The following is an 18,759-nucleotide window of genomic DNA, read 5'->3' on the forward strand; positions in this document are numbered from 1 at the left end:
GCACGGCACGGAGAAGCCAAAGAAAGGGGGGCGGACCCGGTTGGGTCCGCCCCCTCTTTTTTTGGGTTCCTCCGTCTCAGCCGGTGGCGAGGGTGAATACGTGCAGGTCGGTGTTCTCGGGAAGCCGGACGCTCCTGACGCTCTTGCCCGGCGGCGCCTCGAACGGCTTGGTCGCGAAGACGTAGGTCGCCACGGGGTCCTTGTCGGCGCCCGCGACATTGCGGTACGCGGTCCTCGCCACGGTCTGGTTGCCGTACTGGACGGTGCCGCCTCCGCCGCCGACGGTCCAGTCGGTGAAGGAGAGGTCGACCGTGCCGGTGCTGCCGTCGGTGTAGGTGACGGTCGCCCGGGCGGACTGGTTGCCGTTGGTGGCGCTGCCGAGGAAGGACACCCTGCTTGCGGGGCTGGGGAGTTCGATGGTCTGGGCCGCTGCCGTCGCGTTGTCGGGTCGGCCCGCGGGGGCGTTCGGCCAGGTGTAGGCCAGACCGTCGACCGTGCCCTGGACGCTCGCGGTGAGGCCGGCCGCGGCGAGGGCCTGCCGGGAGTAGCTCCAGCCGCCGCCGTCGAAGTCGGCCTCGTCGTGGTCACCGACGTCGTCCGAGACACCGGTGTTGTCGTAGGCGGCGAGGAGGGTGCCCGGGGCGGCGACGGTCAGGGCGACCGGCTGGGCGTACGAGGTGCCGGTGGAGGTCACCGTGACCCGGACGTCGTAGTAGCCCTGGGGGGTGCCGGAGGTGGTGGACAGGGTGATCTGCTGGGAGCCGTCGGTCACCGTGCCCTCCGCCGGGGTGGCCCTAACGCCGTCCGGGGTCTCCACCCGGAAGCGGACCTCCGGGCCTGTGCCCCCGGTGAGGGACAGGGCACGGACGCCGACCTGGGTGCTGTCACCGGGGGCCAGCCGCGCGGTGGTCGGTCCGACGCCGATCTGGTAGGGCTGCTCGCCCTGGCGGAAGGACGGCGGTGCGGAGGAGGTCCCCCAGGCGCGGTTCGGGGCGGCGGACAGGGTGTAGTCGAGACGGCCGCCGTCCCGGACGAAGGAGCTGTCGAGCCAGGGGCGGTCGCTGGTACGGCCGTTGACCTTCAGGGACTGGACGTACGGGGCGTCCGCGGCCGCACCCCGGGCACGGATCGAGATGTCGTTGCCACCCGGGCGGTCGATCTCCACGCGCTCGAACAGGGGAGATGCGAGGACGAGGTCGGCTCGGGAGGGGACCTGTGGGTACATGCCGAGCGCCGAGAAGACGTACCAGGACGACATCGCGCCGAGGTCGTCGTTGCCGGGGATGCCGCCCGGACCGGTGGACCAGAGGGTGGTCATGGCCGCGCGGACGGTCTCCTGCGCCTTGTACGGGGCGCCCGCGTAGTCGTACAGGTAGGGCACGTTGATCGAGGGCTCGTTGTCCAGTTCGGACTTGTCGCCGCCGCTGCCGGTGAGGGCCCAGCCGCCGTCGCTGTTGTGGAAGAAGGCGTCGAGGCGGGCGAGGGCCTGGTCCGTACCGCCCATCGCGGCGAACAGCCCGGCGGGGTTGTGCTGGACCATCCAGGTGTACTGGGCGGCCGTGCCCTCCACGAACCCGTTGCCGGTGGCCGGGGTGAAGCCGGTGACCCAGCTGCCGTCGGCCTTGCGGTTGGCGATGTAGCCGCCGCCGGGGTCGGCGGCGATGTTGAAGTTGTTCTGCCACCACTGGGAGCGGTCGGCGAAGGTGGCCGCCGTGTTCTTCTCCCCCGCGGCCGCGGCGAGTTGGGAGAGGGCGAAGTCGGCCGTGGACATCTCCAGCGTCTCGGCCGCGCCGCCCCAGGCGTTGGACACGGACGGCATGTAGTGCTGGTCCAGGTACTTGTCGAGGGACGGTCGCTGGCCCGCCGACAGCACGGGCTTGCCCGCCGACGAGAGGTCCTGTGCGGTCGGTTCCGTCGCCGCCTTCACCAGGGAGTGCAGCGCGCCCTTCAGGTCGAAGTCGGTGCCGCCGAAGGCGCGGATGCCGGCGAGCGCCGTGGGCGAGGGGTCGCCGTTCATGACGTGGGTGCCGCTCGCGCCGTGCAGCCAGCGGTCCCAGATCCCGCCGTTCTGCCGGGCGAGTTCGTAGAGCGACTGGGCGATGTCCGAGCCCGTCCCGGGGTCCAGCAGGGTGAGCAGCTGGACCTGGTCGCGGTAGACGTCCCAGCCGGAGAAGGTGCCGTACTGCGCCCGGTGGCCACGCCCGACGCGGTGCACCTGGTCGTCGCTGCCCCGGTAGCGGCCGTCGGCGTCGCTGATGACGTTCGGATGGAAGAGCGAGTGGTAGAGGGCGGTGTAGAAGGTGGTGCGGTCGGCGTCCGTGCCGCCTCCGACGCGGATGGCACCGAGCCGGTCGCGCCAGGCACGGTGGGCCGCGTCACGGACGGCGTCGAAGGAGCGGCCGGGTGGGTTCTCCGCCCTGAGGTTGGCCTTGGCGGCGGCCTGACTGACGTACGAGATACCCACCTTGACGTTCACCGCGCCGGTGCCGGGCGCGAACTCGACGTAGCCGCCCGCCCCCTTGCCGGCGACCGGCCGGCCGCCGGTCGCGAAGCCGCCGGTGCCGCCGGAGGCGGTCGTCGAACCCGGGCTGAGCCTGTCGTCCTGCCAGGTGCCGTCGGCGGTGAAGGCGCGGTCGAATTGAGCGGTGAAGTACAGGGTGTAGTAGGCGCGTTGACCCTCGGGATCGAGGTAGCCGCAGAAGTCGCCGGAGGTGACCGAACCGGAGACGGTACGGGTGGCCGGGTCGATGGCGACCGTCGAATCGGCCGAGCCCACCTCGGAGTTGGCGGTACGGACCAGCAACGAGGCGGGTTTGCCGGCCGGGTAGGTGAACCGGGCCGAGCCGGTGCGGGTGGTCGCGGTGAGGTCGGCGGTGACACCGGAGGCGAGGCCGACCTTGTAGTGGCCGGGCTCGGCGGTCTCGTCGGCGTGGCTGAAGTCCGAGGCGTAGACGGCGTCCTTGGTGTCGCTCGCCGGGGACGAGGTGACCTCCCCGGCGTACGGGAAGAACGGGATGTCGCCGCTGCCGCCCGCGCAGCCGGTGCCGGACATGTGGGTGAGGCTGAAGCCGCGGATGCGGGTGGCGTCGTACTGGTAGCCGCCGGGCGCGGCTGTTCTGGTCGCGTCGCCTCTGGTGTTCTCCGGGCTCCAGGAGAGCATGCCGAACGGCACGACGGCACCCGGGAAGGTGTCGCCGCCGTTCTTGGTGCCGATCAGCGGATCCACGTACGCCGTAGGATCCTTGACCAGCTCAGGGACTCGTTCGGGTGGCCCGCTCGCGGTCGCCGCGAGGGCGGGGGTGGCACCACCGGTCGCGAGCACCGCGGCCAGCAGCAGGGACATGGGACGGAAACGCATGACGCGGGCCCCTCCTCCGGACGGGTCGCGCACCACAGGTCGCACAAGCCGCAGGGACAGTAACGTGCGCCACCCGTAGCACGGAAGACCGCCTGCACCCCGCCCGGCACGACTCCGGTTCACCCGGTCGGGCTACCCAAAAGCGGTTGACATCGTTGTCGGTTGAGGCGGTAGAGTCATGTACAGACCATCAGACAACGTTGTCGTGTTCCATAGCGTCGCCACAAGCCGAACAGCACAGCGTGCAAGAGGCAGTTCGAGCCACTTCCCCCCGGGCAGGCACCCCACCCCCCTCCCTGCCCGGCTCGCGGACCCGGTGTGCACCGACACCGGGTCCGCCCAGAGCGCATGAGCCGCGTCAACCGACCTGACAGGGCAGGCTGGTTGCGCTGTCCCCGCCGTCGCCCTGGACGACGTAGCCGAAGGTCGTGCTCTGCCCGGGACTCAGGGAGCCGTTCCAGTCGACGTTGTGGACCATCACGTCCTGTCCGCTGTAGGTGGCGTTGCCGTTCCAGAGGCTGGCCACCGACTGGCCGCCGGGGAGCGTCCAGTCGACCATCCAGCCGAGCATCGGGACGTCGCCGCTGTTGGTGACGGTGACCTCGGACTGGTAGCCGCCGGGCCAGCTGTTGGTCGCGGTGCGGGCGGCCGTGCAGGTGCCGGGCGGGGGTTCGGTGGGGTTGCCCGGGTCGTGGATGCCGGTGACCTCGCCGTTGCCGCCGTCGAAGACGACGTCCGAGCAGGAGTAGAAGGTCTCCGTGCTGTCCGAGCGCTGCCACACCATGTAGATGATGTGCCGTCCGGTCTTGTTCGCCGGCAGCTGCCCGGTCCAGGAGTAGTTGGCCTCGACCGTGCCCGGGGTGCCGTTGAGCGGCGGGTGGTCGACGGTCAGGAACGGCGTGTTCTCCACGTCGTCCCAGGTGAGCGGCTGGGTGGGGTCGTAGCCGTCCTTGGTGACGTAGACGTAGAACCAACCCGGGTGCGCCGCCCAGGCGTTGTACGAGAAGTCGACGGTCGCGCCGGAGGTGAGATGGGTGACCGGCCAGTCGGCGCGGGGCAGGTTGAAGCCGGTGAAGTTGGGGTTGCCGCCGCTGCACAGTTCGCCGTCGGGCACGAAGCCACGGGTGCGGCCGGCGCCGTCCGAGCGCAGCACGAAGAACCAGTTGTAGAACGGCGTGGTCCCGCTGACCTGCTGGGCCGCCTTGCACGCCGGGTTGACGGGCTTGATCTCACCGGTGTCGGTGAGCGCGTCCTGCCAGCACAGGAAGGTACGGCTGGCCGGCTTCATGGGGGTGCCGTGCGCCTGCGCCGGGGCGCCGGCGGCCAGGATCAGGGCGAGGGCGGGGACCGTGGTGAGCAGGGCGAGGAGGTGAGGAAGAGCGCCCGGCCTCGGGTGGGGAGGGGTAATCGGGGCAGGCACACCCCGGGTTTTGTCATAGTCATGACATATCTGCCTCTGTGTGGGGTGAACGGTCGTGCGCGGGTCGCGGTGATGAGCACGTGGGACACGTGGGATGGGAGGGCACCCGGCACCGGCGGGTTCCGGTCCGCCGGCTCAATGGGAGCGCTCCCACCCCACTCCTCTGTGAAGCTAGCGCGGACGGGGGCAGGTGTAAACGGCCGGAACCGACCGAGTGGCGGCCGTGGGTGGCAACCGTGTTCCTGCCGGGCCTACGGGAGATGCGCGAGTTCGTCGCCCGGCGGGCGGATCTGCCGCACGAGCCGGAGATGCCACCTCGCTGTCGGCGCTGCGCGCACACGGTGGGGCTTCGCTGAACCGAAGTGCGAACAGGCGTGTTTGCTCGGCGACGCCACCATGGACTCACAGACTTGACTCAGTTTTGGCCAAGCGCGCTATGTGGTGGCTGGCGTTTGGTCATGTTCACTTGTCGCGTCCACAGGGTTGGTTCTTGACGTTTTCTGAGACAGGCGGGTGGTCGTGCGGACGTCCGCGTGCCAAGACGGTGCAGGAGCGACCGTTTCATCACGCGAACCATGACTGCCGGCCGGGCCGAATCTCGACCTTCCGATACCGACCGTCGCGCTGTCAGGGCGCTGCGATGGAGGAAGAACTCATGAGAAGACAGATCCGCGGCGCGCTGGCCGCGTTCACCGGAGCGCTGCTGCTCGCCACCGGAGTCACCGTGACCGGCGGCCAGCCCGCGCAGGCCGATGACAACGGTGTCGGACTCAAGCCCCTGCTGGGGTGGAGCAGCTGGAGCTTCGTCCGCCGCAATCCGACCGCGGGGACCATCGAGGCGCAGGCGAAGGCGCTCAAGACCAGCGGCCTGGCGAAGAATGGTTTCATCTACGCCAATATCGACGACTTCTGGTATCAGTGCCCCGGCAGCCAGGGGCCGGACGTCGACCAGTACGGCCGCTGGGTCACCGACCCCGCCAAGTTCCCGCCCCGCGGCGGTGAGAACGGCATCCAGGTCGTGGCCGACTACGTCCACTCCCTCGGGCTGAAGTTCGGCCTGTACGTCACTCCCGGTATCTCCCAGCAGGCGGTCGCCCAGAACACCGAGATCCAGGGAACCCCGTACCACGCCCGGGACATCGCCACCACGACGACCGAGAACAACTACAACTGCGGCGGCATGGTGGGCATCGACTACACCAAGCCCGGCGCGCAGACGTTCATCGACTCGTGGGCCGGTCAGTTCGCCGGCTGGGGCATCGACTATCTCAAGATCGACGGCGTCGGCACCCCCGACCAACAGGACGTCAAGGCCTGGTCGGACGCGCTGCGTCACACCGGGCGGCCCATCCACCTGGAGCTGTCGAACAACCTCGACATCAACAACGCCGCCACCTGGAAGAAGCTCTCCAACGGCTGGCGTACCGGCGGCGACGTCGAGTGCTACTGCGGACCGGACGGCAGCAGCTACCCGCTGACCACCTGGGCGTCTGTGGCCTCCCGGTTCGACCAGGTCGCCGCCTGGGCACCGTACGGCGGCCCCGGCGGCTACAACGACTACGACTCCCTCGAGATCGGGAACGGCGACAACAACGGCCTCACCCCGGACGAGCGCAGGACACAGATGAGCCTGTGGTCGCTGGCCGCCTCCCCGCTCGTCCTCGGCACCGACCTCACCCACCTCGACGCCGCCGACCTCGCCCTGCTGAAGAACACCGACGTCCTCGCGGTCGACCAGGACGGCATCGACGCCAAGCGGATCTCCGCGGACGCGAACTCCCAGGTGTTCGCGAAGACCGAGCCCAACGGCGATGCCGTGGTCGGTCTGTTCAACACCGGGTCGGCGCCCCGGGAGGTCGCCACGACCGCGCCCGCGCTGGGTCTGGCCAAGGCGCGCGACTACTCCCTGCGGGATCTGTGGAGCAAGCGGCTGACCGAGTCCGCGGGCCGGATCGCCGCCGACGTGCCGCCGCACGGCGTGGTCCTGTACCGGGTCCACGGCACCCACCGCACGGTGGCCGCGGCTCCGGACGTCTCGCTGGCGCTCAACTGGGCGCCCGCGCCGAGCGACAGCACCACGCGTACCGTGACCGCGGTGCTGTCCGACAACGGGTCGCGGTCGATCACCGACGCCGCCCTGACCCTCACCGGGCCGGCCGGCACGAAGATCACCACGCAGGACGCGACGCGGGTCCGGACGATCCGCGGCGGCCACGAGCTGAAGGCCACCTACTCCGTGTCCCTCCCGCCCTCGGCGAAGCTCTTCGCCTCCAGCGACTTCCAGGGGAGCGCGAGCTACCGCTTCCGGTCGGACGGGAAGACCCGGCTCACCGCCGGTGACACGATCACCGTCAACCACCAGGTGACGGCCCCGTACCGGACGTTCGCCTCCACCACGGCGAGCTTCAGCGAGTCCGGCAGCAAGCTCGGCATCCGGGCCCAGGGCGCGGACCTCTACAACGGCACCAACGAATACGGCACGGTCTATCTGCCCGGAGCCGAGCACGACGGCTCGGTGACCACCGTGAAGCTCGACTCCCAGTCGGACACGGACGTCTGGGCGAAGGCCGGGATCATGGTCCGCAACGACATCACCCAGCCCAACACGTCCCCCGGCTACCTGGCCCTGGTCGCGACTCCGGGCAACGGCTACCTGCTCGACTGGGACAGCGACGGCGACGGGAAGCTGGACTCCCAGGACTCCACCGGCACCGCCACCTACCCCTCGTGGCTGAAGCTGGTCCGCAACGGCACCACCTACAGCGGCTACTACTCCACCGACGACTCCACCTGGAACCTGGTCGGCACCGTCACCGTCCCGACCGCCGCGGCCACCCAGGACGTCGGCCTGACCCAGACCTCGCACGCCTCCGGCACCACCGGCGAGGCCGACTTCGACACGTTCACCACCACCCCCTGACAGTCCCCTTCGACGATGCCGTCCGCACGGCGCGCGGTGCTCTCCTAGACCGGCGCCGTGCGGGCGCGTAGCACCGTTCCGTTGGGCGGGAGTTCGGCCACCGGGAGTTCCAGCGTGAACTCCGTGCGGCCCGGCACGCTCTCCACTCCGAGGTGGCCGCCGTGGGCCGTGGTGATGGCCGCGGCGATGGCCAGGCCCAGGCCCGAGCCGCCTTCCAGGACGCCGGCCCGGGTGCGGGAGGTGTCGGCCCGGGTGAAGCGTTCGAAGACGGTCGGGAGCAGGTCGGGCGGGATGCCGGGGCCGTCGTCGCGGACGCGTACCACGCAGGTGGCGGCGGTGGATCCGACCGTCGCGGTCACCGTCGTCCCGTCGGGGGTGTGCACCCGTGCGTTGGCCAGGAGGTTGGCCACCACCTGGTGCAGGCGGGCCTCGTCGCCCCTCACGAACGCCAGGCCGTCCAGGTCGAGTTCGAGCTGCCAGACATGACCGGCCCCGGCCGCCCTGGCGTCCCACACCGCCTCCGCGACCAGCGCGGCCATGTCCACCTCCGCGGCCTGCAGGGGGCGGCCCTCGTCCAGGCGGGCCAGCAGCAGGAGGTCCTCCACCAGGCTGCGCATCCGCACGGACTCGGCGTTGACCCTGCGCCAGGCCAGATCCGGCTCGATGCGGTCCGTACCGCGGTTCATCAACTCCGCGTACCCGGCGATGGACGCGAGCGGGGTACGCAGTTCATGGCTGGCGTCGGCCAGGAAGCGGCGCATGCGCTCCTCGCTGCTGCGCACCTGTTCCTCGCTGCGCTGGCGTTCCGCCAGTGAGGCCTCGACGTGGTCGATCATGCGGTTGAGGGCGGCGCCGACCTGGCCGGCCTCGCTGCCGGGGTCGGTGTCCCGCTCGGGCACCCGGGTGAGTCCGGTGACCTGACCCCGGCCGAGGGGCGCGTGGGAGACCTCGACGGCGGTGGCGGCGACCCGGCCGAGCGGGCGCAACTGCCGTCGTATCACCACCGCGCACACACAGCCCGCGACGGTGAGGCCGACCGCCGCGACCCCGATCTCGACCTCCACCAGGCCGCTGATGGTGTCCAGTACGTCGTCCACGGGGAGCCCGGCCAGGACGCGGATGCCGCCGGCGTTCAGGGCGGTGACGCGGTAGGTGCCCAGGCCGGGGACCGCGCGGGTGTGCGTCGAGCCGTCCGGCACGATGCCCTTGAGGGCGGTGGTCTGGGCGGTGCTGAGGGAACGCGGGGGCGCGTCCCGGCTGACGACGGCCGCGGTGATGATGTTCCCCCCGGCGTCGAGGCGGGCGGCGAGCAGGCCGGCCGGCTGGCCGGTCTCGTTGAGGAAGGTCAGGTCGCCGCTGAGCTGCGGGTGCAGGGCGGCGCCGCCCACGCCGCGCTCGGCCGCGTCGCTCACCCGGTCGTCCAGGTTGCCCATCAGGTAGGCGCGTTGGGCGAAGACGGTGGTCAGGGCCATCACGGCACAGACGCAGACCAGGACGGCGGTGATGAAGACGAGCAGGCGCGTGCGCAGCGACCGGCTGCGCGGCCGGGCGGTCATCTGCCGTCCTCCACGGGCCGTACGACATACCCCATGCCGCGGACGGTGTGGATCATGGGTGCCCGGCCCCGGTCGATCTTGCGGCGCAGGCTGGAGATGTAGACCTCGACGAGGTTGCCGCCGCCGTCGAAGGAGGTGCTCCAGACGTGGTCGAGGATCTGGGCCTTGCTGAGCACCTGGCGGGGATGGTCCAGGAGCAGGCTGAGCAGGTCGAACTCCTTGGCGGTGAGCCTGATCGGGGTGCCGGCCCGCTGCACCTCGCGGGACTCCCCGGTCAGCACCAGGTCGCCCAGGACGCGGACGGAGTCGTCGACGGTGGGCTGTTCGGAGCCGGCCCGGCGCAGCAGTCCGCGCAGCCGCAGCACGACCTCCTCCAGGGAGAAGGGCTTGGTGACGTAGTCGTCGGCGCCCGCCGCCAGGCCGTCGATACGGTGCTCGACGGCATCGCGGGCGGTGAGCATCAGGACGGGCAGCCTCGGCATCTCGTAGCGCAGTCTGCGCAGCACCTGGAGGCCGTCGAGGTCGGGCAGCATCCCGTCGAGCACCACCGCGTGCGGGGCGCAGCCGCGGGCCAGCCGCAGGGCGCTCTGCCCGTCGAGCGCGGGGTAGGGTCGCCAGCCCGCCTCCGCGACGGCGACGGAGAGCAGCTCGGTGAGAGCGGGCTCGTCGTCGACGATCAGGACGCGGACGCGGCCGGTTCGGGACCCTGCGGTGGCAGACATGTAGCAAGTCTGTGCCGGTCTCCTGGGGGAATGCTGTGTTCCTGCTGAGCCGAAGCCGTGGGACAGGACGGGCGCCGGAGCCGGAATGCGGACGCCAGGACCGGGGGTGACCGGCCGCGACCGGGTCCGCGGGGTGGGTTCTTTGCGCCAATTCCCTTGGCCGAAGCGGGCATTGGCACTCTTCGACCGGCTGGGGGCGGCGAGCCGGTTCCAGCTGGGGGTGCGGGCGGCCCAGCTGGGCTGGGTGTAGTCACCAGCGGGGCCGGGTCCGGGGATACGCGCACGCGAAGGGCCGCACCCCCCGTCGCGGGGAGTGCGGCCCGAGCGCCGTACCGGAGTACCGGAGTACCGGAGCCTTACTTGCGGAGCAGGCTGCGCAGCACGTACTGCATGATGCCGCCGTTGCGGTAGTAGTCGGCCTCACCGGGGGTGTCGATGCGGACGACCGCGTCGAACTCGACGCCCGTGTCGGTGGTGACCTTGACCGTGCGCGGCGTGGTGCCGTTGTTGAGCTCCTCGACACCGGTGAAGGAGAAGGTCTCCTCGCCGGTCAGGCCGAGGGACTCGGCGGTGGCGCCCTCCGGGAACTGGAGCGGGAGTACGCCCATGCCGATGAGGTTCGAGCGGTGGATGCGCTCGTACGACTCGGCGATGACGGCCTTGACGCCGAGCAGCGCGGTGCCCTTGGCGGCCCAGTCGCGGGACGAACCGGAGCCGTACTCCTTGCCGGCCAGGACGACCAGCGGGATGCCCTGCTCGATGTAGTTGCGGGAGGCGTCGTAGATGAACGCCACCGGCGCGTCCGCCTGCGTGAAGTCGCGGGTGTAGCCGCCTTCCGTCCCCGGCGCGATCTGGTTGCGCAGGCGGATGTTGGCGAACGTACCGCGGATCATGACCTCGTGGTTGCCTCGGCGGGAGCCGTAGGAGTTGAAGTCACGACGCTCCACACCGTGCTCGGTGAGGTACTTGCCGGCCGGGGTGTCGGCCTTGATGGCACCGGCCGGCGAGATGTGGTCGGTGGTGACCGAGTCGCCCAGCTTGGCCAGGACGCGGGCACCGGCGATGTCGGAGACCGGAGCGGGCTCGTGCGCCATGCCCTCGAAGTATGGGGGCTTGCGGACGTAGGTCGACTGCGGGTCCCACTCGAAGGTGTTGCCGGTCGGGATCGGCAGCGACTGCCACTGGGCGTCGCCGGCGAAGACGTCGGCGTAGGACTTGTTGAACATGTCCTCGCCGATGGCGCTCGCCACGACCTCGTTGACCTCGGCCTCGGTGGGCCAGATGTCCTGGAGGTACACCGGCTTGCCGTCGGTGTCGGTGCCCAGGGCGTCCTTGGTGATGTCGACCTTCATCGAGCCGGCGAGGGCGTAGGCGACGACCAGCGGCGGGGAGGCCAGGTAGTTCATCTTGACGTCGGGGTTGATCCGGCCCTCGAAGTTCCGGTTGCCGGAGAGGACCGAGGTGACCGCGAGGTCGTGGTCGTTGACGGCCTTGGAGACCTCCTCCGGCAGCGGGCCGGAGTTGCCGATGCAGGTGGTGCAGCCGTAACCGACCAGGTTGAAGCCGACCTTGTCGAGGTAGGGGGTCAGGCCCGCCTTCTCGAAGTAGTCGGTGACGACCTTGGACCCCGGGGCGAGGGTGGTCTTGACCCAGGGCTTGCGGGTCAGGCCCTTCTCGACGGCCTTCTTGGCCACCAGCGCGGCGGCGACCATGACGTACGGGTTGGAGGTGTTGGTGCAGGAGGTGATGGCCGCGACGGTGACCGCGCCGTGGTCGATCTCGTAGGTCGAGCCGTCGGGGGCGGTGACGGTGACCGGGTTGGTCGGGACGCCGTTGGTGGTGGCCGGGGAGTCGGAGGCCGGGAAGGACTCCTTGCCCGCCTCGTCGTCGTCGGCGACGTAGTTGCGGACGTCGCTCTTGAACTGCTCGGCGGCGTTCGCGAGGACGATACGGTCCTGCGGGCGCTTCGGGCCGGCGATGGAGGGGACGACCGTGGCGAGGTCCAGCTCCAGCTTCTCGGAGAAGTCGGGCTCGGCCTTCGGGTCCAGCCAGAGGCCCTGCTCCTTGGCGTACGCCTCGACGAGCGCGACCTGCTGGTCGGAGCGGCCGGTCAGGCGCAGGTAGTTCAGGGTCTCGCCGTCGATCGGGAAGATCGCGGCGGTGGAGCCGAACTCCGGCGACATGTTTCCGATGGTGGCGCGGTTGGCGAGGCTCGTCGCCGCCACACCCTCGCCGTAGAACTCGACGAACTTGCCGACCACACCGTGCTTGCGGAGCATCTCGGTGATGGTGAGCACCAGGTCGGTGGCGGTGGTGCCGGGCTTGAGCTCACCGGTCAGCTTGAAGCCGACGACGCGCGGGATGAGCATGGAGACCGGCTGGCCGAGCATGGCGGCCTCGGCCTCGATGCCGCCGACGCCCCAGCCGAGCACGCCGAGGCCGTTGACCATGGTGGTGTGCGAGTCGGTGCCGACCAGGGTGTCGGGGTAGGCCTGCCCGCCCCGGACCATGACGGTGCGCGCCAGGTGCTCGATGTTCACCTGGTGGACGATGCCGGTGCCCGGCGGGACGACCTTGAACTCGTCGAACGCGGTCTGGCCCCAGCGCAGGAACTGGTAGCGCTCGCGGTTGCGGCCGTACTCCAGCTCGACGTTCTGCGCGAAGGCCTCGTGGGTGCCGAACTTGTCGGCGATGACGGAGTGGTCGATGACCAGCTCGGCCGGGGCCAGCGGGTTGATCTTCGCCGGGTCGCCGCCGAGCTCCTTGACGGCCTCGCGCATGGTGGCGAGGTCCACGACACAGGGGACGCCGGTGAAGTCCTGCATGATCACGCGGGCCGGCGTGAACTGGATCTCCTGGCTGGGCTGGGCCTGCGAGTCCCAGCCGCCGAGGGCGCGGATGTGGTCGGCGGTGATGTTCGCGCCGTCCTCAGTGCGGAGCAGGTTCTCCAGCAGCACCTTCAGGCTGTACGGAAGGCGAGCCGAGCCTTCCACCTTGTCCAGCCGGAAGATCTCGTACGACTCGTCGCCCACCTGCAGCGTGCTGCGGGCGTCGAAGCTGTTCGCCGACACGACAGTCTCCTTCATTGATGTGCGCGTACCACCGTCAATCGTGCCGCCACGCCGACTTGGCCGATCCAGTAAGGTCAGACTAAGTTAGGTTGGCCTTACTAGAGGTGGCGGCTACGGTGCGCCTAGGCAGATATCTCGATGTCGAGATAACTCTAGTACACGGGCGCGGGATGGTCATGCCCGGACCCGCTCTCCGCTGTCCCCGTGGCGTGTCCGGGGCCGGCTCCCGGAGGCGAATCACCCCGGCCCGAACGGGCGCCCGTGAGTCAATCCGGCTTTCGCACCCATCAGTTCGCGGAGCGGGGGTAGCCGACGAGCGGAGCGAAAGGAGTCCCAGTCATGCCGCTCACCTTCCGGAAGAGCTTCCGGATCCTGCCCGGAGTGCGCCTCAACATCAATCGGCACTCGTGGTCCATCACCACCGGGGGCAAGCACGGACCCCGGCACACGCACAGCAGTACGGGACGCCGGACGACGTCGATGGACCTGCCCGGACCGTTCGGGTGGCGGCGCACCTCCAGGGAGCGCCGCCGGTGACGTCCGCGGGGCGGGCCGGAGACCGGGCGGTCCGCCCCCCGGCGCCGTCCGGCGGCCCCGGGCCTCAGAAGGCCGCCGCCGGGGAGCAGTCGGCGGCGCAGGCGTGAGGAGCCGCCGGGGCCTGTTCGGTGCGCGGTTCGGGCAGCACCTCCAGGAGGGCCGCCCTTGTTCACCTTGTTCACGCGGCAGCGGTGAAGGTCGTGTCATCGGTCACCTGGGCGCCGTCGTACGGCTCCGGACGGAGGTGCGGGGAACCCACAAGGCGGATCGCCGGCGTGTCGGAAAAGCTGGCAGAGCGTGTCGAGCCGGGCATCCCGCGAGACGAGGTCGAAGTGCACGCCGGCCAGGCCGTTCCCCATCCCCCGACGGACGTCCGCCGCACCCGCGTTGAGCAGGCGGTTCAGGCGCCGGTCCACCCGGTCGGCGGACGGCGCGCCGGTGCCCAGGGGAACCTCGGTGACCGCGCCCCCGCACTCCGGCCCGCTCGTCGCCTGGGTGCCGTCGGCGAACGGGCCGAGCCCGTCGGCGGGCCGGTTGCGCCGGCTCGGCACCTGGAGCGGACAGGATGTCCGCATCGCCCCCGCGATTTCCGCGCCGGCCATGAATCGATCGGCGTGGGCTCCCCACGATTCACGGTGTTCGGCGACGAGTACGGAATCTGTTCGCGATGTTCAGAAAACCGTGAGGCCGGTGTCGATGGGGTAGGTCAGGTCGGTCGGCGACATGGCGCTCTCGAAATGGTATCCGATGGCGGAAGGTTCGTCCGGGAGAAGTTCCGGGCGGGTACGGCCGGAGAGCCGGAGTTGTTCCGGAAAGCGGATGACGAGATCCGTTCCGGGGCCGGTCATGTGTACTTCTTCGCGACCCGGGAGAAGTTGGGAGATGATCCGGCGGTTCGCCGCGGCACCGCTCGGGATGCCACTCTCGGAAATCCTTTCCGCACCGCGTCTTGCGACCCGCGGATCGGCGGGAAAAGAAACCGGCGGAATCCACGGCACGCGGGTCCTGGAAGAGATGTCCCGCAGGTCCCTGCGGGACGGCACGCGGCCGCACTCCAGCAGCACGGCGGACACCCGCGGCGACACCCGATCCCGCTACCCAAATCCTCCGAGACATGCGCGATCCCCGCTGGGTGCGGTGAGAGTGCGGGAATTACCGCGACCGCCACCGGCATGCCTTCGAGAAGGAAACCGGCGGCGGCATACGGCACAACGAGGCGTGCATCGGATTCCGTTATGGACGACCGCGAGGAACGGCTTGGGATTCTCACCGTCGGAGGTCGGATTGATCGTTCTCCGATCAGCGTGAGGGGAACCGGGCAGGGTGATCTCCGGGGCTTCCGGAGTTCCGAGGAACGGGGCTGTCTCGGTGGCTTCCTGGGAAATTTCCCGTACCTCCGAATTGACCCTGACGACACATGTCGACGGCGCCCGTCGGACACCCACCGGCATACGAAGGAAAGGTCTCCGGACGGCGGCCGGCGGAATTCACCACAAACACCGGGAGCCGCCCTGACGTTCCTCCACCCCGCCCTTGCGCACATCGGAAACACGGTCGACGGGCCGAACGGCCAGGCCCCCTGACAGCGCATCACCCGAACGGACCCCCCAACGGGCACCATCTCATATCTGAGATAGCCTCAACCTCATGGCAGACGATTACCTCGTACGCATCGGCAGGCTCATCCGTGACGCCCGGCAACACCGCGGCTGGACACAGGCACAGCTCGCGGAGGCGCTCGGCACCAGTCAGAGCGCCGTCAACCGCATCGAGCGCGGCAACCAAAACATCAGCCTTGAGATGATCGCTCGAATCGGCGAAGCCCTGGACAGCGAGATCGTCTCACTGGGCTATGCGGGCCCGATGCATCTGCGAGTGGTGGGCGGCCGCCGGCTGTCCGGCGCGATCGACGTGAAGACCAGCAAGAACGCGTGCGTGGCCCTGCTGTGCGCCTCGCTGCTCAACAAGGGGCGCACGGTGCTGCGCCGGGTGGCCCGGATCGAGGAGGTGTACCGCCTCCTGGAGGTGCTCAACTCCATCGGCGTGCGCACCCGCTGGATCAACGAGGGCGTCGACCTGGAGCTGGTACCGCCGGCCGACCTCGACATGGCGTCGATCGACGCCGAGGCCGCCGTACGCACCCGCTCGATCATCATGTTCTTCGGCCCGCTGCTGCACCGTATGGACCACTTCAAGCTGCCGTACGCCGGCGGCTGCGACCTGGGCACGCGGACCATCGAGCCGCACATGATCGCGCTGCGCCGGTTCGGGCTGGACATCGCGGCGACCGAGGGCCAGTACCACGCGCAGGTCGACCGCTCCATCCGGCCGGACCGCCCGATCGTGCTGACCGAGCGCGGGGACACGGTCACCGAGAACGCGCTGCTGGCCGCCGCCCGGCACGACGGTGTCACCGTCATCCGCAACGCGTCCTCCAACTACATGGTCCAGGACCTCTGCTTCTTCCTGGAGGCCCTGGGCGTCCGGGTCGAGGGCATCGGCACCACGACCCTGACCGTGCACGGCGTCCCGAACATCGACGTGGACGTGGACTACTCCCCCTCCGAGGACCCGGTCGAGGCGATGAGCCTGCTGGCCGCGGCGGTGGTGACGGAGTCGGAGCTGACCGTGCGCCGGGTGCCGATCGAGTTCCTCGAGATCGAACTCGCCGTCCTGGAGGAGATGGGCCTCGACCACGACCGCACGCCCGAGTACGTCGCCGACAACGGCCGCACCCGCCTGGTCGACCTCACGGTCCGCCCCTCCAAGCTGGAGGCGCCGATCGACAAGATCCACCCGATGCCGTTCCCGGGCCTGAACATCGACAACGTGCCGTTCTTCGCGGCCATCGCGGCGGTCGCGCAGGGCAAGACCCTGATCCACGACTGGGTCTACGACAACCGTGCGATCTATCTGACCGACCTGAACCGCCTCGGCGGCCGCCTCCAGCTCCTGGACCCGCACCGGGTGCTGGTGGAGGGTCCGACCCGCTGGCGCGCGGCCGAGATGATGTGCCCGCCGGCGCTGCGCCCCGCCGTGGTCGTCCTGCTGGCCATGATGGCGGCCGAGGGCACGTCCGTGCTGCGCAACGTCTACGTCATCAACCGCGGCTACGAGGACCTGGCCGAACGCCTCAACACGATCGGGGCCCAGATCGAGATCTTCCGGGACATCTGAGCGACGGACGCCGCCGCGCCCCGCTCCGACTGGGGTGCGGCGGCGTCTCCGGGGGGCACCGGATCTGCGGGCATGGGTGCGCCTTGTCGGTTGTGGTGCGCGAGGGATGACGTCCGCAGCTCAACGGCCCGACGCCGGACGCCGGTTCAGCCGGACCGGGACCTCGATCGGTCCCTGCACTCCGGCCGGCGGGCCCCAGCGCACGGTGCCCGCCGGCTCCGGGGGACGGAATCGCGCCGCCAGGGCCCTGAGTACGGCCGCCAGTTGGCGCTCGGAGGCCGTGGCGCCGATGCAGTAGTGGAGGCCCGCGCCGAAGCTGAGGTGCGGGCGGGTCGGTTCGCGCAGCGGCTGGTAGGCGTCGCCGTCGGGTTCGGCGTCGCGGTTGGCCTGCACCGCGCACAGGAGTACCGGACGGCCCGGGTTCCAGGGTGCGGTCGGCCGGCGTCATGCCCTCTTGTGGCCTCACTCGTGCGGTGCCCGCATACGCGGGCCATTGTGCGCACGGCGTCCGGCCGTCAGCGACGTCCCCGAACGGGCGTCCCTCACCCCCGGGCAACTCACCGGCTTCCGTTGATCGACCGATCCAACCTGGTCACAAGTCTAGGGACGCGCGATGCCCCGCGCGTAGTGTGGGACAGCATGGGGGAACTGCGTGCGGACTGGAGACTCAGGCTGCGACGCGAGGACGCGCACGGCCCCGTCTGCGGGGCCGGTGTACTCGTCGACCAGCACACGGCGCTGACCTGTGCACACGTGGTGCGTCGCCCGGATGCCGTGATGTGGCTGGAGTTCGCCGAGAACGGCGCGCTGGAGCCGGTGGCCGCCCGGGTCATGGCGGGTGGCTGGCTCCCGGAGGGCGAACACGGCGCGGACGTCGCCGTGTTACGGCTGGACAGCCCGCGTCCGCGGGCGCGCCCCGCTCCGCTGGAAACCGCGCTCAGGGCCGGTATGGAGGTGTACGCGACCGGGTACGCGGAGGGCTTCGACGACGGCATGAGCCTGTGGGGCCGCATCGGCGGCGCCAGCGGTGAGCAGGTGCAGCTCGACGCCGTCACCAAGGCGGAGGTGGTGCGCGCCGGGTTCAGCGGCGCCGCCGTGTGCACCCGGCCGCGGGAGGGCAGTCCGGCCCGGGTGGTCGGCCTGGTCGTCAGCTGGCGCGGAGACATGGGAGAGCTGCTGCCCGAGAACAACCGGCTCGCCTTCTCGTACCTGATCCCGGTCGACCGCATCGCCGAACTCTCCCCCATCATCAAGGAGTTGAGCAGCCCGGACGCGTGGGACCACGCCTTCGAGGAGCGGCTGGGCCGGTGGTACGACGATCCGGACGAGGACCCCGTGAAGATCACCGTGGTGCCCCCGGGCAGCGGCAAGGACCGCTCGCTGCGCCATCTGCTGCACCGCGCCGACATCGTCCATCGCGGTGGCGACAGCAGACCGCACCTCGCCGACCACGCCCTGGGCCGGATCTCCTTCCCCGTCGGCGAGTACCTCGCGTACTGGGACTGGCTGCTCGGCACCGCGCGCCGGCCGACGGGCGTGGCCCCCGCACCCCTCCCCGCTCCCGTCCGGCCGGTCACGGTGGTGGTCGACGGCCTCGACGAGGAGCCCCGGCCGGGTCCTCTGCTCGAACTGCTCAGCCGGTTACGTACGTTGGGTTTCCGGCTGCTGCTCGTCTTCCGCCACGAGGGCGGCACCGGCTGGAACACGGCCCGCGACGACCTGCTGCGGCCCGCGCTCGTCGACCACGCGGACGCGCTGCTCGGCCGGCTGCAGCTCGCCGAGTTCGGCAACGCGATCCGCCGCGACGTCGTCGACAGCGCCTCCCTCGACTCCGTCACCGAGACCGCCGACCTGCGCCGGGCCCAACTCCGCCGGATCGCCGCGTTACGGGACCCGCAGCAGCAGCTCACCCGGCTGCGCGCACTGCTCAGGACCCTGCGCGCCGACCTGAACCGCCAGGGAGGCCGGTGATGCGGAGCGCCGCCCGGACCGAGCCGC

11 protein-coding genes and 1 pseudogene are annotated in these 18,759 nt (G+C 70.4%); 4 read left to right on the top strand and 8 right to left on the bottom strand.

Annotation, left to right across the window (positions count from 1 at the left end; genetic code table 11):
• Positions 1-76 precede the first annotated feature (76 nt).
• Together AB0N16_RS02445 and AB0N16_RS02450 are read right to left on the bottom strand one after the other, a co-directional pair.
• Positions 77-3,358, bottom strand: coding sequence for a GH92 family glycosyl hydrolase (locus AB0N16_RS02445; protein ID WP_365792187.1), 3,282 nt, complete (start codon positions 3,356-3,358; stop codon positions 77-79).
• A gap of 358 nt (positions 3,359-3,716) precedes the next feature.
• A pseudogene (locus tag AB0N16_RS02450) lies at positions 3,717-4,795 on the bottom strand (lytic polysaccharide monooxygenase).
• Positions 4,796-5,433: 638 nt separating this feature from the next.
• On the opposite strand from AB0N16_RS02450, the gene AB0N16_RS02455 reads away from it, so the two are divergent.
• Positions 5,434-7,698 carry an NEW3 domain-containing protein gene (locus AB0N16_RS02455; RefSeq protein ID WP_365792189.1) on the top strand — a complete coding sequence of 755 codons (2,265 nt, stop codon included), beginning with the start codon at positions 5,434-5,436 and terminating at the stop codon, positions 7,696-7,698.
• 44 nt (positions 7,699-7,742) lie between these two features.
• On the opposite strand, the gene AB0N16_RS02460 is transcribed toward AB0N16_RS02455, so the two are convergent.
• The 3 genes from AB0N16_RS02460 to acnA form a co-directional block, all read right to left on the bottom strand.
• Positions 7,743-9,254 carry an ATP-binding protein gene (locus tag AB0N16_RS02460; protein WP_365792191.1) on the bottom strand — a complete coding sequence of 504 codons (1,512 nt, stop codon included), beginning with the start codon at positions 9,252-9,254 and terminating at the stop codon, positions 7,743-7,745.
• Positions 9,251-9,976, bottom strand: a complete 726-nt coding sequence (locus AB0N16_RS02465; RefSeq protein ID WP_365792193.1) for a response regulator transcription factor — start codon at positions 9,974-9,976, stop codon at positions 9,251-9,253. The genes AB0N16_RS02460 and AB0N16_RS02465 overlap by 4 nt, the downstream gene beginning before the upstream one ends.
• Positions 9,977-10,332: 356 nt before the next feature.
• The gene (gene acnA / locus AB0N16_RS02470) at positions 10,333-13,047 is read right to left on the bottom strand and encodes an aconitate hydratase AcnA (protein WP_365792195.1); all 2,715 of its coding nucleotides are present in this window, start codon (positions 13,045-13,047) and stop codon (positions 10,333-10,335) included.
• Between the two features lie 339 nt (positions 13,048-13,386).
• Between acnA and AB0N16_RS02475 the strand changes: the two genes are divergently transcribed.
• Positions 13,387-13,584, top strand: coding sequence for a DUF4236 domain-containing protein (locus AB0N16_RS02475; RefSeq protein WP_351728923.1), 198 nt, complete (start codon positions 13,387-13,389; stop codon positions 13,582-13,584).
• 203 nt (positions 13,585-13,787) lie between these two features.
• Here AB0N16_RS02475 and AB0N16_RS02480 read toward each other — a convergent pair whose 3' ends face one another.
• Both AB0N16_RS02480 and AB0N16_RS02485 read right to left on the bottom strand, forming a co-directional pair.
• Entirely contained in the window at positions 13,788-14,186 is a 399-nt protein-coding gene (locus AB0N16_RS02480) for a hypothetical protein (RefSeq protein ID WP_365792198.1), read from the bottom strand.
• 69 nt (positions 14,187-14,255) lie between these two features.
• Positions 14,256-14,657 carry a hypothetical protein gene (locus tag AB0N16_RS02485; RefSeq protein ID WP_365792200.1) on the bottom strand — a complete coding sequence of 134 codons (402 nt, stop codon included), beginning with the start codon at positions 14,655-14,657 and terminating at the stop codon, positions 14,256-14,258.
• 574 nt (positions 14,658-15,231) lie between these two features.
• Between AB0N16_RS02485 and AB0N16_RS02490 the strand changes: the two genes are divergently transcribed.
• Complete coding sequence (locus tag AB0N16_RS02490) at positions 15,232-16,761, top strand: UDP-N-acetylglucosamine 1-carboxyvinyltransferase (RefSeq protein WP_351728919.1); 1,530 nt, start codon at positions 15,232-15,234, stop codon at positions 16,759-16,761.
• Between the two features lie 120 nt (positions 16,762-16,881).
• Here the strand turns inward: AB0N16_RS02490 and AB0N16_RS02495 are convergent, their stop codons facing one another.
• Positions 16,882-17,154, bottom strand: a complete 273-nt coding sequence (locus AB0N16_RS02495) for a hypothetical protein (protein ID WP_365792202.1) — start codon at positions 17,152-17,154, stop codon at positions 16,882-16,884.
• Between the two features lie 246 nt (positions 17,155-17,400).
• On the opposite strand from AB0N16_RS02495, the gene AB0N16_RS02500 reads away from it, so the two are divergent.
• Positions 17,401-18,732: a serine protease gene (locus tag AB0N16_RS02500; RefSeq protein WP_365792204.1), complete on the top strand. Its 1,332-nt coding sequence runs from the start codon at positions 17,401-17,403 to the stop codon at positions 18,730-18,732.
• Positions 18,733-18,759 lie beyond the last annotated feature (27 nt).

The sequence above is a fragment of the Streptomyces sp. NPDC051105 genome (assembly GCF_040682795.1).
GTDB lineage: Bacteria > Actinomycetota > Actinomycetes > Streptomycetales > Streptomycetaceae > Streptomyces.

Excerpts from the sequence above, each read along its gene's own strand:
- AB0N16_RS02445 (WP_365792187.1), bottom strand. The coding sequence starts at position 3,358 with ATGCGTTTCCGTCCCATGTCCCTGCTGCTGGCCGCGGTGCTCGCGACC.
- AB0N16_RS02455 (WP_365792189.1), top strand. The coding sequence starts at position 5,434 with ATGAGAAGACAGATCCGCGGCGCGCTGGCCGCGTTCACCGGAGCGCTG.
- AB0N16_RS02460 (WP_365792191.1), bottom strand. The coding sequence starts at position 9,254 with ATGACCGCCCGGCCGCGCAGCCGGTCGCTGCGCACGCGCCTGCTCGTC.
- AB0N16_RS02465 (WP_365792193.1), bottom strand. The coding sequence starts at position 9,976 with ATGTCTGCCACCGCAGGGTCCCGAACCGGCCGCGTCCGCGTCCTGATC.
- AB0N16_RS02475 (WP_351728923.1), top strand. The coding sequence starts at position 13,387 with ATGCCGCTCACCTTCCGGAAGAGCTTCCGGATCCTGCCCGGAGTGCGC.
- AB0N16_RS02480 (WP_365792198.1), bottom strand. The coding sequence starts at position 14,186 with ATGGCCGGCGCGGAAATCGCGGGGGCGATGCGGACATCCTGTCCGCTC.
- AB0N16_RS02490 (WP_351728919.1), top strand. The coding sequence starts at position 15,232 with ATGGCAGACGATTACCTCGTACGCATCGGCAGGCTCATCCGTGACGCC.
- AB0N16_RS02500 (WP_365792204.1), top strand. The coding sequence starts at position 17,401 with ATGGGGGAACTGCGTGCGGACTGGAGACTCAGGCTGCGACGCGAGGAC.